Consider the following 13,132-nt stretch of genomic DNA (forward strand, 5'->3'; position numbering starts at 1 on the left):
CCGGTTGCAGATTAACGACTTAATACTGCTACGTTTATTCGAATCCTTCGAAATGTTCACGGATAACTGTCATAAAGGCATCACCAAAACGCTCGAGTTTACGCTGCCCGACACCATTAATTAGCAGAAGCTCATCAGGTGTTATCGGGCACTGTTCCGCCATCTCAATCAGTGTTACATCATTGAAAACGACAAAAGGCGGAATATTATTTTCGTCAGCAATGGATTTCCGTAATTTTCGCAACTTAGCGAATAACTTACGATCATAGTTCCCACTGTATGATTTGTTTTGTTGATTTCTGCTTTTCAGACTTTGAATTCGGGGAACGGCAAGTTGCAGAGGCATTTCACCACGCAAAATAGGTCGCGCAGCTTCTGTCAGTTGTAGTGCAGAATAATTGGCAATATTTTGGTTGATAAGCCCCAGATGGATCAACTGGCGCAGAACACTCATCCAATGTTCCTGACTATGCTCTTTGCCGATGCCGTAAACAGGTAATCGGTCATGCCCTGATTCCCTGATACGCTGGTTATTAGCGCCACGTAGCATTTCAACAACATAGCCAATACCAAAACGCTGCCCAACGCGGTAAATACAGGACAGGGCTTTTTGTGCATCCACCAGACCATCATAACGTTTCGGTGGATCGAGGCAGATGTCGCAGTTACCACAGGCTGTTTGTTTGCTTTCGCCAAAATAGTTGAGCAAGACCAAACGGCGGCAGGTTTGCGCTTCAGCAAATGCGCCCATCGCATTGAGTTTATGCCGTTCAATATCCTGTTGTTCACCGGCAGGCTTTTCTTCGAGACAACGGCGCAACCACGCCATATCTGCCGGATCATAAAACAGCACCGCTTCAGCCGGCAGACCGTCACGACCAGCACGCCCTGTTTCCTGATAATAGGATTCGATGTTACGGGGAATATCAAAATGCACAACGAATCGCACGTTCGGTTTGTTAATCCCCATGCCAAACGCAACCGTTGCCACAACAACCTGTAAATCATCCCGCTGGAATGCATCCTGTACCCATGCTCGCTGGTTATTTTCCAACCCCGCATGGTAAGGTGCAACGCTCAATCCGCGCTTTTGCAGCCGTTCAGCCGTTTCTTCTACTTTATTCCGGCTATTGCAGTAAATAATCCCGCTTTTTCCCTGTTGGCTTCGAATGAATGCCCAAAGCTGGTCAAGGGGCTTATATTTCTCAACCAATGTGTAGCGAATATTAGGACGATCAAAACTACTGATATGAATGATAGGATCACGCAATTCCAGCAGGCGGACAATATCCTGCCGGGTTGTCTTATCTGCGGTGGCTGTCAACGCGATAACGGGAAGATCAGGAAAACGCCTGCGTAATTGCCCAAGTGCCCGGTATTCCGGCCGGAAATCATGTCCCCATTGAGAAATACAGTGTGCTTCATCAACAGCCAACAGAACAGGATGCCAATGGGATAACTGGTCGAGAAAGTTATCAGTCACCAGTCGTTCAGGTGCAATATAAAGTAATTTAATACTTCCCTGACGACAACGACGGATAATATCGCTCTGTTGTTCACGATCCTGAGTGGAGTTTAGACACTCCGCTTCGATACCATTCGCTCTGAGTTGATCCACCTGATCTTTCATTAATGAGATCAGTGGAGAAACCACCAGTGTCAGGCCGTCTTTCACCAGAGCAGGGATTTGGTAACAGACTGATTTACCGCCACCTGTAGGCATGATAACCAGACAATCCCGATCATCAAGAACAGCATCGATGACCTGTTGCTGGCCGGCGCGAAATTGCTGATATCCGAATGTTTTTCGTAATACTTGTTCAGCCAGCGATGCCGTGCTGATGACTTCTGCGGTAGACACGCCTTTCCTCAATTTTTAGAGCTGGTTTTATAAAATGATTATACCCAGTGGATTTCAAGTTGCATCGTGGCGACAAGGTGCGCCCCGGGAACGTTAGATAACCGTCTGTTTATAAAAACGGTAACCGGAGTGAGTGAACGCAGCCAACAAAGAGGCAACTTGAAAGACAACAGGTATTTAATTAATTACAGCATATCATTCAGCATAACACCGATACCAAATCGGGTCTGTCTGAAATTGTAATCAATCATTGATTCGCCATATCCGCTGAATAATTGTGCGTAAAAACGGACATGTTTAGATAGAGGATAACTCCAACCCAGCTCTCCGCCACTATAACCGCTGTTCCAGTTATAACGCCCCTGCATGGTAAATACATTTTCACCATAGTGGTAGCCGACTTTCAGGCGATAATACCCCATATAACGGTTCATTTCCGGGTTATCATCACGCCTGTTACTTTCAGTCAGGCGATACCACGGTTTCAAATCTACCTGCCAGTTTCCTTTTTGTGCCATCAACCGTGCATAAACCCGGTTCCAGCTACGGGAAGTGGATTCCGGACGACCATTAGACTGGTGATTAATTCCCGCTTCAATTTCCCGCAGGTGCCAGCCGGCAAGTTCATAATCAGTCAGCCATGCCAGAAATAGCTGCGGTTCATAATTAGTCTCACGGAATGGAGAAGACTCTCTTTTATTACTGAGTTGCCACCATGAACGCTGTGTATACGAAGCTCCCAGCAATGAATTTTCGCCAACAATACCTCGCCATATTGGAAAACCAAAACTGACCTGAAAGTGGGCTTCATCTTTACGGGCATGATCAGCCCAGTCATAACTGTTAATTGCCTGTTTATTTACCCGGGTACTGTAAGTGTAAATAATATAATTTGTATCATAGGGATAGAGCATAAAAGGCGAATCATATTCTTGCAGCATTGCCGAAATTACACTGCCTCTAACTGCGTCAGCCTGTTTATCTGAGCCATAAGCTAATGTTGATAATAAACAGGTAATCACCAGTATTTTCCACCGCAATTGCATTTCTGGTTTTCCTAATCGTGACAGTTCAAAGATAAAGAAGTAAGAAGATAAGAATATAAAGAGCAAAAAATTACTGAGATATTCTAAACTCGAAACGAGGATTTTTTATAGTAACTTTTTCTTCAATAAATTATTTTTTCGAAGCACTTCTCAGACTGGCAAGATGATAAATAAAAGCATAAACTTAACAAGTTATTAACCAACGATAACTCCCTAATGATATTCAATTTATTTTTCTCATTATCAGGAAGTTCAACATGGAAACGATACAGCACCCAACTCAACCTTTAACACAAGAAGAAGCGCGTAAAATTATAGGTGAGGTTTTTATTTATCAGATGCCATTCAACCAACTTTTAGGGCTTGAATTGATTCGTTTTGAGCACGACTACGCAGAGCTTCAATTTTTCAATCAAGATAAGCTATTGGGCAATATGGCCCAAAAGATCTTACACGGCGGAGCCATAGCTTCAATCCTTGATGTTGCAGGGGGTTTAGTCTGTGCAGGCGGGGCGCTGAACATGATGAAAACAGTCACGCTCGAAGAAATAAAAAAGCGTTTGCCCACTTTAGGTACGATAGACCTGCGTGTTGACTACCTGCGCCCCGGACGTGGCGAAATATTTACAGCCAGCAGTAATATTATCCGTGCCGGCAATAAAGTATCTGTTGCCAGGATAGAATTACACAATGAAAAACAAGTGCATATTGCAAGTGCAACAGGGACTTATTTGGTTGGATAATGTTTAATATTCTTAAATAAAGGAATGTGATAAGGAATACATTCCTTTTTTCAGGATAATTTTCTTAGAAACTCCTGAATCTTTATGAAAACTAAATTATTATATATTAGCAACTCTTCATATTTATTCTGCTTCCTGCTCCTCCACATTTTATCTGATGAAAATTGGGTAATTATCTTCAATAAATTGTCATATAGAAAAATAATTGATTAAATAGCAAGGATTAATGGTTGCTTATCGAAACATTACACCGACTGAGTTAAATTATTTAATAATACTCTGCCATAATTTACTTTACGCAAACAAATCTGATCGCTATTTTGGATATCACCCAAAATAAGGCGTGTAATATCGCGGTTACACAGCATTCGCGCTAATATTGGTTAACGCCTGAAATACCAAAAAGTCTCAAAAATTATTTATCGAAGTATCAATTAATAAAGAAAACAAGGAGCAAACCATGAACCCAAGAACAAAAGCAGAACAAGAAATCCTCTCTGGAAAACCCGTCTCTGCTGTTGTCTATATCTGGTATCCTTGTAAAAAATGGAAACTGGGACACACCACTATTTATGTTGGTGGAGTCCCCAGATACCCCTGGCCATCGGATTTACCTGACAATCCAACACCACAAAGTGAAAGAAGACGTTCTATCTCTTCTATTTTCTCTAGAGTTGGAAGACTTCCGTCAACAGAGTCTGTCTTTTCACGAGGTGCTAGCCCTCCAGCGCCTTACGACGTGACCGAAAGAGATTGGCCTTCATCATCCGTACAACATCCATCACGGACAACCGATAATAACTATGTGAGTTTCGTTGGTGACGCCAATATACGCAGGGGGTTTGTATCCATTGAAGGAGTATTCGAAAATACTCAGAGTGATTTTGAAGTACAACCTCATCTGGAGTATTACCTCATTGGCTTAGATGTTGAAAAAATGCAGGCTAAAAAAAAGGAGATCTATGATGGAAAAACGTATGGCAATCATCAAATCAGCCACAGCTATAATCCTGTTAACAAAAATTGTGCAGTCATGGTCGCCAGAATATTAAAATCAGGGGGAGTAGACAGTTTATTAACAAAAACTCAGAAAATAGGATACGGAAAAAATATCTACTGGACCCCGAAAGATATTGCACAGTTATGTAATCAATTAAGAAACAATGAGTTTGCTGTCAAAGTGCGCGGGTTAGACTGCCCTGATAAATTTAGCTTGCCGATTAGAACAATAATAGGGCTCAGGTAATTTGAGAGTGTAAAGATGTAAACTTTAATGACCACCTCGCGAGTTCTTATATTCTATTCACAACGCCAATAACCAATTAAAAAAGTTAACCATTAACGCTAAATTGGATTATTAAGCCAGTAAGTTGAATTAATACAGAGTTAAACTCTAATTTAATGAGTGGGATTTTTTATTTATCATTCATGCTATTAACCCCTTGTAAATTACTTAACCCAGTGACACATTGTATGGCTCTATGGGCTAACATCTAATAAGCTCTTCTCATTTTTTTCTGAACACTCTCTGAACATTCAAGGATATTATGAACGAACCACAGACAACCAAAGGTATTTTATATGCCTTAGGTGCTTACCTGATTTGGGGGTTGGCTCCCATCTATTTCAAAGAAATACACTACGTGCCACCCGATGAAATCGTATCGCATCGTGTTATCTGGTCGGTTTTCTTTATGGTACTGATGCTGACAATAACTCGTCACTGGCGTCAGGTTCTGACGGTAATAAAGCAACCAAAGCATCTGCTGATGTTAGGCATCACCGCCTTTACTATTGCCAGTAACTGGTTGGTTTATATCTGGGCAGTCAACAATAATCATATGCTGGAAGCAAGTCTTGGCTATTTTATCAATCCGCTGGTCAGTGTGCTGTTTGCAATGATATTTCTCGGTGAACGTTTCCGTCGTATGCAGTGGATTGCGGTCGGGCTGGCATTCACCGGTGTCTTTATTCAGCTATGGCAATTTGGCTCTGTACCTGTGATTGGCCTGTATCTGGCAACAACATTTGCCCTGTATGGCCTGATCCGTAAAAAGCTGGGCGTAGATGCACAAACCGGTATGTTGATTGAAACTATTTGGGTATTCCCAGTTGCACTGGCTTACCTGCTGTTTTTCACTCATACCCCGACGAGCAACATGCTGAATAACACGATATCCCTAAATCTACTGTTGGTTGCAGCGGGTATTATTACAACTGTGCCATTGCTGTTTTTCACCGCGGCGGCGGCTCATCTGCGCTTATCCACGCTAGGCTTTTTCCAGTATCTTGCACCAACGTTGATGTTCCTGCTGGCGACACTGGTTTATGGTGAGAAAATTGGGTCAGACCGTCTGGTCACGTTTGGGTTTATCTGGGCAGCCCTGATTTTGTTTACGCTGGATGCGCTTTATACGCAACGCCGTTTGCGGAAGTAAATCGGCATTATTGCTGAACTGACCCGAAATCATCCTGATAAATAGGGTCAGTTATTATTTAAACAAAAAAATGGGTTCAAAATAAGCGAAGTTCGCCATCTTCTGAGCTTATCTTCAATGAAGTGCCACATGCCTCAGCATAACGTTCCAGTCGGGATAAGCTCGCGTTGATTGCATTGTTTTCCAGTTTACTAACAGCTGGTTGGCTAATTCCCATTTTTTCAGCAACTTGGCTACTATTTAAACCCGCTTTCTTCCTCATGTTAATGAGAAACTCCCTCATCTCTTCTTTTTTCTTCTCAGCCAAATATGCTGATAAAACCTCAGGATCTTGAAGTAATGTAGTTTTCACGTCAGAGTATGGGATACCTTTAACTTTCATCAAGTAACTCCTTCTGTCGCTTTGTAGTATAACGAGAGGTATCCCCCAGAAACATAGCTGACTATGTAACTGGAGGCAGCAGAAGCCGCCAAAATAGCGACTTAAAAAGTGAAAGCCGGAAAGATTACAGCCAGTTTTTCCGCTTAAAGTAGAGGTAAGGTGCCAGTCCCGCAGCGATCATCACACCAATCGCAGCCGGATAACCAAAGGTCCAGTGTAATTCCGGCATAAACTCGAAGTTCATACCGTAGCTGGAAGCCACCAGCGTCGGGGGCAGGAACACGACAGAAACAACGGAGAATATCTTGATAATCCGGCTCTGTTCGATGTTAATAAAGCCCATCGCCGCCTGCATCAGAAAGTTAACTTTCTGGAACAGAGATTCGTTATGTGGCAACAGGGATTCGATATCCCGCAGGATTTCACGCGCCTGTTCTAACTGATTAGCAGGCAAACGGGCACGGCGCACGAGGAAGTTCAGGGCGCGCTGGCTATCCATCAGACAAAGGCGAACTTTCCAGCCAATATCTTCCTGCTCGGCAAGGTTAGACAGAGCTGAATCAAATTCATCCCCTTGTTTACCGTTCATAATGACCCGGCTCAGGGATTCCAACACACTGTAGATATTTTCAATGACATCAGCCAACTGTTCGATCTTGGTTTCGAATAAGTCCAACAGGAGTTCATAAGCATTCCCGTCAACCATAGTCTGGTTGCGGGCGCGCATTCGGTATAATCGGAATGCAGGGAGTTCACGCTCTCGCAATGTGTAGAGACGACCGTCACGAATGGTAAATGCGACTGTCGAGTTGCCAGCATGGTCTTCGGCGTCTTCAAAGTAGAAGAATGAGTGAACGTGCAGGCCGTCTTCATCTTCAAAAAAACGCGCCGAAGCCTCGATATCATCCAGCTCAGTGCGGGTTGCCAGGATTTGTCCTAGTTCGTTCTGAACCCGGAGTCGATCATCATCTCCCAGCCCAACCAAATCTACCCACATGGAGTCGGATAATGTATCACCTTCTTCAAGTTCAAGACGGAGCAGGCGATTATTCTCTAATTTAAATGCGTTCAGCATGTACCATAAGTCTCCTTATACTCCCTACGTTGATCGTAAGGCGCGAATGTTACGCTTATACCCGTCGTATTTCAAACTACCTCTTTTTTGAAATCCATAGGGTCTAGAAGAAAAAAGCCTGTCAACATTCGACCGGATTATTATTGGCCGGTTTCAAGTCTGGCATAAGCGGCAACCAGCCACTTGATACCTTCGCCCTGAAACGCGATCTGCAAACGGCAATGCTCCCCACTGCCTTCAATATTAACAATCGTCCCTTCACCAAATTTAGGATGGCGGACTCGTTGCCCTAAAGCATAACCACTATCATTGGTGCTGATCGGTGTTCCCAGCCGTTTATGGCTAACGGGTCGGGATACTGTTGCCCTCAGACGAACCTCAGTAACACATTCTGTCGGTAACTCTCCGATAAAACGCGATGGGCGATGGTACACCTCTTTACCGTATAAACGGCGGCTTTCCGCATAAGTCAGCGTCAGTTTTTCCATTGCCCTTGTCACACCGACATAAGCCAGACGGCGCTCTTCTTCCAGACGCCCTCCTTCATCAATGGACATTTGGCTTGGAAACATCCCCTCCTCCATACCAACAATAAAGACCTGCCTGAATTCCAGCCCTTTTGCCGAATGCAGGGTCATCAGCTGAACAGAATCCTGATAGGCATCAGCCTGCCCTTCCCCTGCTTCAAGCGCCGCATGGGACAGAAAAGCCTGTAATGGCATCAAATCTTCGTCTTCATCCTGATAGCTGAACTGACGGGTCGCAGTCACCAGCTCCTCAAGGTTTTCGATACGCGCCTGTGCTTTCTCGCCTTTTTCCTGTTGGTACATCGCCCACAAGCCGGAGTCCCGGATAACCCGATCAGTCTGCACATGCAGCGGCATGTCCTGTGTTTCAGTTTCCAGCGCGTCAATTAATTCGATAAAACGTTGTAGAGCTGATGCTGCCCGACCTGCCAGCACTTTTTCCTGAATTAACAACTGGCTGCTTTCCCAGAGTGTCTTCTGCTGATCACGCGCCATCTGGCGAACAACATCAAGGGTTCTGTCCCCGATCCCCCGGGTCGGTGTATTGACTACCCGCTCAAAGGCCGCATCATCATTACGGTTTGACACTAAGCGCAGATAAGACAACGCATCTTTAATTTCCTGCCGTTCGAAGAAGCGCTGGCCACCATAGATCCGGTAAGGCATGGAAGCCTGCAACAATGCTTCTTCCAATACACGGGACTGGGCATTACTGCGATACAGGATCGCGCAGTCTTTCAAAGCGCCTCCGTTATCCAGCCAGTTTTTCATTCGACTGACCACATAACGAGCCTCATCTAACTCATTAAAAGCTGAGTAAAGTGAGATGAGTTCTCCTTCACTGCCTTCTGTCCACAGATTTTTACCCAAACGATCACTGTTATGTGCAATCAGGGCATTGGCGGCTTTAAGTATGTTACTGGTAGAACGGTAATTTTGTTCCAGACGAATAGTTTGTGCAGCGGGGAAATCCTTCAGGAAACGCTGGATGTTTTCTACCTGCGCCCCTCTCCAGCCATAAATGGACTGATCATCATCACCCACAATCATGACTCTGCCTGAATCGCCTGCTAACAGGCGGATCCATGCATATTGAATACTGTTGGTATCCTGAAATTCGTCTACCAGAATATTAGTAAAACGATCGCGGTAATGTTGCAATATTTGCGGTTTATTCAGCCACAGCTCATGAGCACGCAACAACAGCTCAGCAAAATCCACGAGTCCGGCACGATCACAAGCTTCCTGATAAGCCTGATAGATTTTCAACCATGTGACTTCTACCGGATTGCCATAGCTTTCAATGTGACGAGGGCGCAGACCTTCATCTTTTTTACCGTTGATGTACCACATGCCCTGACGTGCAGGCCACTGTTTGTCATCCAGATTCATCGCTTTGATGATCCGCTTAATCAAACGCAGCTGATCGTCACTGTCCAGAATCTGAAAATCCTGCGGCAAATTGGCATCTAAATGATGCGCCCGCAGTAAACGGTGAGCCAGACTATGGAATGTTCCAATCCACATGCCGCCCTGACTGGTGCCGATCAGGTTTTCAATGCGATGGCGCATTTCCGCTGCGGCTTTATTGGTAAATGTTACCGCCATAATGGAAAAAGGTGAGGCGTGTTCAACTGACAGTAACCAGGCGATCCGATGCACCAATACGCGGGTTTTACCACTACCGGCTCCCGCCAGTACCAGCATATTGGTACGGGGTGCTGCAACGGCTTCACGTTGTTTATCATTCAGGCTTTCGAGCAGATAAGAGACGTCCATAATTACCATCAGTTGTTAGCAATGACCGCTGTCACTGTTTTTTTGTACAGATTTACAGTCTGAAATTATATCAGTGCGATCAGAGAATCCAAGTCAGAAATCTCAACATGTGGAACCAGCCGCCCTTCCGGCTCCTGCATGAGATTTTTATTTTCAATATTGATCCAGCAAGCCTGCATACCACTGCGAATTGCGCCTTCAACATCAGTCTGCAAATTATCACCAACATGCAGGATTTGATTTGCCGGCAACGCCAGCCGTTCAGCCGCCAGATGGTACATATCCGGATAGGGTTTGGAACGACCATCCACGCCGGCTTTGAGTATAAATTTGAAATAAGGGGCAAGACCACATTCCGCAGGTTCAGCATTACCATTGGTGATCGCCACCAGCGGTATTTTTTCTGCCAGTACCGATAAGGTGTTATGCGTGGATTCCGGTACTGTAATCTGATTACGCCAATAAGTGAAACAGGACATAATCTCACCCGCACCACGTATCGCTTCTTCACGGTTAAAACCGTGGTCGCTGAACATCAGTTCTGCGGATTGCCGCCGCCATAATGTCACATCGTGGTATATTTCAGGCTCCATCTCAAGCACCGCCTGACGGTATACATACAGATCTTCACGGTCAAAATGGCTGAATTTGCTATCGTACTGCCTGATAAAACACAATACTTCTTTTTCGGTTCTGTCGATGACGGGATGATTATCGTAAAGTGTATCATCCAAATCGAATGTCATCGCCGCAAACGGCGTGAGAGGCCGATAAAAACGCATTATGATTTCCCTCTTTTTGCTCTGGGGTGAGCCACATCATAAACTTTGGCTAAGTGTTGAAAATCCAGATGGGTGTATATTTGGGTAGTTGATAAATTTGCATGACCCAACAGTTCCTGCACTGCCCGGAGATCACCACTGGATTCCAGAATATGTGTCGCAAACGAATGACGCAGTTTATGGGGATGAATATGGTTGTTGACTCCCTGACGGATCCCCCACTGTTCAAATCGTTTCTGCACATTGCGAGTAGACATCCGTTTACCACTTTGGGTAGAAATGAAAACAGCATTATCTTCCGGTTCAAACAATTCCCGCATGACCAGCCAGCGTTGCAGCCATTCCAATGCCATTCTGCCGACAGGGACTTTACGCTCCTTGCTGCCTTTACCATATACCCAGACTTCACCGCTTTCCAAATCCAGATGCCGACAATCCAATCCAACCAACTCTGACAAACGTAAGCCCGCACCATACATCACTTCCATCATTGTTCTGTCACGCACGGACAACGGATCATTCAGGTCAATATTGAGGAGCTGATTCACCTCATCGACATCCATGTTCTTAGGCAGATGCTGTTTTTTACGTGGTGCACTAACAACTTTAGCCGGGTTAGCTTCCATTTTTTCCTGCGTTACCATCCAGTCAAGAAAGCTGCGCAGGGAAGAAAGACGCAGAGCAAGACTGGCAGACTGTAACCCAGCCCGACGACTACGGATAGCAAACATTCTGACTTTGGTGACATCAAGTGCCTGCCACTCGGCTATGCCCATTTCCAGCGACATGTCTGCCAGTACTGTCAAATGTCGGCGATAATTGATTATCGTCATTGGGCTTAAGCGGCGCTCAACCCGCAGATAGTGCAGGAACGCTTCTACTGGCTCAAGGAGTAAATCAATTGGCTGGCTCATGCTCGCTCGACCCAACGGGACAGTAATCCCGGTAATAGTTTTGCTAACTGATCCAGTAGAGCCGTTCCCATTCCCTCGTAGTAATGCTGTTTATCGTGGCTATTAAAAATCACCATGCCCAGTTCTCCCTGCATACCTAAAAGAGATACCGCGACCGACCCGACATGACGGGCCTGAGGCATCAGCAACAAAATTTCCGGGCCATGTAATCGCCCAAGATAATGATTACTGTTGCCGAATCGCTGAATACGGACAGATTCAAAAGCATGACGGGATATCACCAAATCCGGCGCATTCAGAGGAGCACCCAGCAACCATTTATCAGAGAACAGCCGGATATAGCAGTTACTCAGACCCAGCGTTTTAGCCCAGACACTCAAACGGGCAAGAAAATCCTGCAAACTTTCAGCAGCAGAAAGTTCAGCAAGCAATTGCAGCAGGCGGTTAAACAGGATCTCATTCTGTTTTGCCTGCTCCACCAGATGTACCAGATCCTCCTCCAGATAATCGATCCGTTTTCTCTGACGATTCATATGCCATTCCATCAGAGAAACACATTCACGTACCGGATGAGGAATTTGTATCCTGTCGACTGCATTAGCATTACGGATAAAAAAATCGGGATTATTCAGCAGATAATCCACCACCATCTGATCATCCAATATGCTTTCAGTATGTAATGGTTCGTTTTCTTTATCCATTTTCCAATGCCTTATATTCCACAATTACAAATTAATTGTGCCGTCATAAACGTGAGTTGCAGGCCCGGTCATATAAAGTGGCTGCCCCGGCCCATCCCAACGAATTTGCAAAGAACCTCCGGGCAAATCAACACGAATCTGTTTATCCAGCAGACCTTGCTGAATACCAATCGCGACAGCCGCACACGCACCACTGCCGCATGCCTGAGTTTCTCCGGCACCCCGTTCAAATACACGTAAACGGATATGGTTGCGACTTACGACCTGCATAAAACCAACATTTGTTCTCTCAGGAAAACGTTCATGGCTCTCCAGAACAGGGCCAAGCACCTCCACATCTGCGGTGTCCACATTATCAACCTGAATAACACAGTGGGGATTCCCCATTGATACGACACCACAGAGCACAGTGCGATCCATGACCCGGATGATATAAGTTTTCTCGGCTTTATTCGCGCGAAAGGGAACAGACTGAGGTTCAAAGGCAGGTTCCCCCATATTGACACAAACCTGATCATCATGAGTCATGCTCAGTACCATTTGGCCTGCCTGTGTACTGACTTTAATATCACGCTTATTCGTCAATCCCCGTAAACGAACAAAACGGGCAAAACAACGCGCTCCATTACCACATTGGGATACTTCACTGCCATCCGCGTTAAAAATACGATAGTGAAAATCTAAATCAGGATCATAGGGTGCTTCAACAACCAGCAGTTGATCAAATCCTACACCAGTATGCCTATCTGACAACCGGCAGATTAATTCCGGTGAAAAATAAACATTCTGGGTTACTGCATCAACAACCATGAAATCATTGCCAAGACCATGCATTTTGGAGAATTGCATATACCACTCCAATGAAAGCCCATCACCTGCTCACT

12 protein-coding genes are annotated in these 13,132 nt (G+C 45.0%); 3 read left to right on the top strand and 9 right to left on the bottom strand.

The window, feature by feature from the left end; translation table 11 throughout:
* Nucleotides 1-34: 34 nt before the first annotated feature.
* Together recQ and pldA are read right to left on the bottom strand one after the other, a co-directional pair.
* Nucleotides 35-1,861, bottom strand: a complete 1,827-nt coding sequence (gene recQ / locus AAC855_RS12310) for an ATP-dependent DNA helicase RecQ (protein ID WP_340609935.1) — start codon at nt 1,859-1,861, stop codon at nt 35-37.
* 185 nt (nt 1,862-2,046) lie between these two features.
* The gene (gene pldA, locus AAC855_RS12315; RefSeq protein WP_340609936.1) at nt 2,047-2,907 is read right to left on the bottom strand and encodes a phospholipase A; all 861 of its coding nucleotides are present in this window, start codon (nt 2,905-2,907) and stop codon (nt 2,047-2,049) included.
* Nucleotides 2,908-3,164: 257 nt separating this feature from the next.
* Here pldA and AAC855_RS12320 point away from each other — a divergent pair, with 257 nt between their 5' ends.
* The 3 genes from AAC855_RS12320 to rarD all read left to right on the top strand — a co-directional run bounded on the left by AAC855_RS12320 (nt 3,165) and on the right by rarD (nt 6,088).
* Nucleotides 3,165-3,650, top strand: a complete 486-nt coding sequence (locus AAC855_RS12320) for a thioesterase family protein (protein ID WP_340609938.1) — start codon at nt 3,165-3,167, stop codon at nt 3,648-3,650.
* A gap of 460 nt (nt 3,651-4,110) precedes the next feature.
* Complete coding sequence (locus AAC855_RS12325) at nt 4,111-4,896, top strand: hypothetical protein (protein WP_340609940.1); 786 nt, start codon at nt 4,111-4,113, stop codon at nt 4,894-4,896.
* 301 nt (nt 4,897-5,197) lie between these two features.
* Nucleotides 5,198-6,088, top strand: coding sequence for an EamA family transporter RarD (rarD, locus tag AAC855_RS12330; RefSeq protein ID WP_340609942.1), 891 nt, complete (start codon nt 5,198-5,200; stop codon nt 6,086-6,088).
* Nucleotides 6,089-6,164: 76 nt separating this feature from the next.
* Here rarD and AAC855_RS12335 read toward each other — a convergent pair whose 3' ends face one another.
* From AAC855_RS12335 to dapF, 7 genes are all read right to left on the bottom strand, one after another.
* Nucleotides 6,165-6,470, bottom strand: coding sequence for a helix-turn-helix domain-containing protein (locus tag AAC855_RS12335; protein WP_099124160.1), 306 nt, complete (start codon nt 6,468-6,470; stop codon nt 6,165-6,167).
* A 124-nt stretch (nt 6,471-6,594) separates the two neighbouring features.
* On the bottom strand, nt 6,595-7,545 hold the full coding sequence (corA, locus tag AAC855_RS12340) for a magnesium/cobalt transporter CorA (protein ID WP_099109327.1): 951 nt from the start codon (nt 7,543-7,545) through the stop codon (nt 6,595-6,597).
* Between the two features lie 140 nt (nt 7,546-7,685).
* Nucleotides 7,686-9,851: a DNA helicase II gene (gene uvrD, locus AAC855_RS12345; RefSeq protein WP_479715140.1), complete on the bottom strand. Its 2,166-nt coding sequence runs from the start codon at nt 9,849-9,851 to the stop codon at nt 7,686-7,688.
* Nucleotides 9,852-9,916: 65 nt separating this feature from the next.
* The gene (gene yigB, locus AAC855_RS12350) at nt 9,917-10,633 is read right to left on the bottom strand and encodes a 5-amino-6-(5-phospho-D-ribitylamino)uracil phosphatase YigB (protein WP_340609945.1); all 717 of its coding nucleotides are present in this window, start codon (nt 10,631-10,633) and stop codon (nt 9,917-9,919) included.
* Nucleotides 10,633-11,547, bottom strand: a complete 915-nt coding sequence (xerC, locus tag AAC855_RS12355; RefSeq protein ID WP_340609947.1) for a tyrosine recombinase XerC — start codon at nt 11,545-11,547, stop codon at nt 10,633-10,635. The genes yigB and xerC overlap by 1 nt, the downstream gene beginning before the upstream one ends.
* The gene (locus AAC855_RS12360; protein WP_340609949.1) at nt 11,544-12,248 is read right to left on the bottom strand and encodes a DUF484 domain-containing protein; all 705 of its coding nucleotides are present in this window, start codon (nt 12,246-12,248) and stop codon (nt 11,544-11,546) included. Before AAC855_RS12360 ends, xerC begins: the two co-directional genes overlap by 4 nt.
* 24 nt (nt 12,249-12,272) lie before the next feature.
* Nucleotides 12,273-13,097: a diaminopimelate epimerase gene (dapF, locus tag AAC855_RS12365; protein ID WP_340609951.1), complete on the bottom strand. Its 825-nt coding sequence runs from the start codon at nt 13,095-13,097 to the stop codon at nt 12,273-12,275.
* Between the last annotated feature and the right edge of the window lie 35 nt (nt 13,098-13,132).

The organism is Xenorhabdus bharatensis (genome assembly GCF_037996705.1).
GTDB lineage: Bacteria > Pseudomonadota > Gammaproteobacteria > Enterobacterales > Enterobacteriaceae > Xenorhabdus > Xenorhabdus bharatensis.

Coding starts and splice junctions, on each gene's coding strand:
- AAC855_RS12360 (WP_340609949.1), bottom strand. CDS start 12,248: ATGGATAAAGAAAACGAACCATTACATACTGAAAGCATATTGGATGAT.
- AAC855_RS12325 (WP_340609940.1), top strand. CDS start 4,111: ATGAACCCAAGAACAAAAGCAGAACAAGAAATCCTCTCTGGAAAACCC.
- dapF (WP_340609951.1), bottom strand. CDS start 13,097: ATGCAATTCTCCAAAATGCATGGTCTTGGCAATGATTTCATGGTTGTT.
- yigB (WP_340609945.1), bottom strand. CDS start 10,633: ATGCGTTTTTATCGGCCTCTCACGCCGTTTGCGGCGATGACATTCGAT.
- corA (WP_099109327.1), bottom strand. CDS start 7,545: ATGCTGAACGCATTTAAATTAGAGAATAATCGCCTGCTCCGTCTTGAA.
- AAC855_RS12335 (WP_099124160.1), bottom strand. CDS start 6,470: ATGAAAGTTAAAGGTATCCCATACTCTGACGTGAAAACTACATTACTT.
- pldA (WP_340609936.1), bottom strand. CDS start 2,907: ATGCAATTGCGGTGGAAAATACTGGTGATTACCTGTTTATTATCAACA.
- uvrD (WP_479715140.1), bottom strand. CDS start 9,851: ATGGACGTCTCTTATCTGCTCGAAAGCCTGAATGATAAACAACGTGAA.
- AAC855_RS12320 (WP_340609938.1), top strand. CDS start 3,165: ATGGAAACGATACAGCACCCAACTCAACCTTTAACACAAGAAGAAGCG.
- xerC (WP_340609947.1), bottom strand. CDS start 11,547: ATGAGCCAGCCAATTGATTTACTCCTTGAGCCAGTAGAAGCGTTCCTG.
- rarD (WP_340609942.1), top strand. CDS start 5,198: ATGAACGAACCACAGACAACCAAAGGTATTTTATATGCCTTAGGTGCT.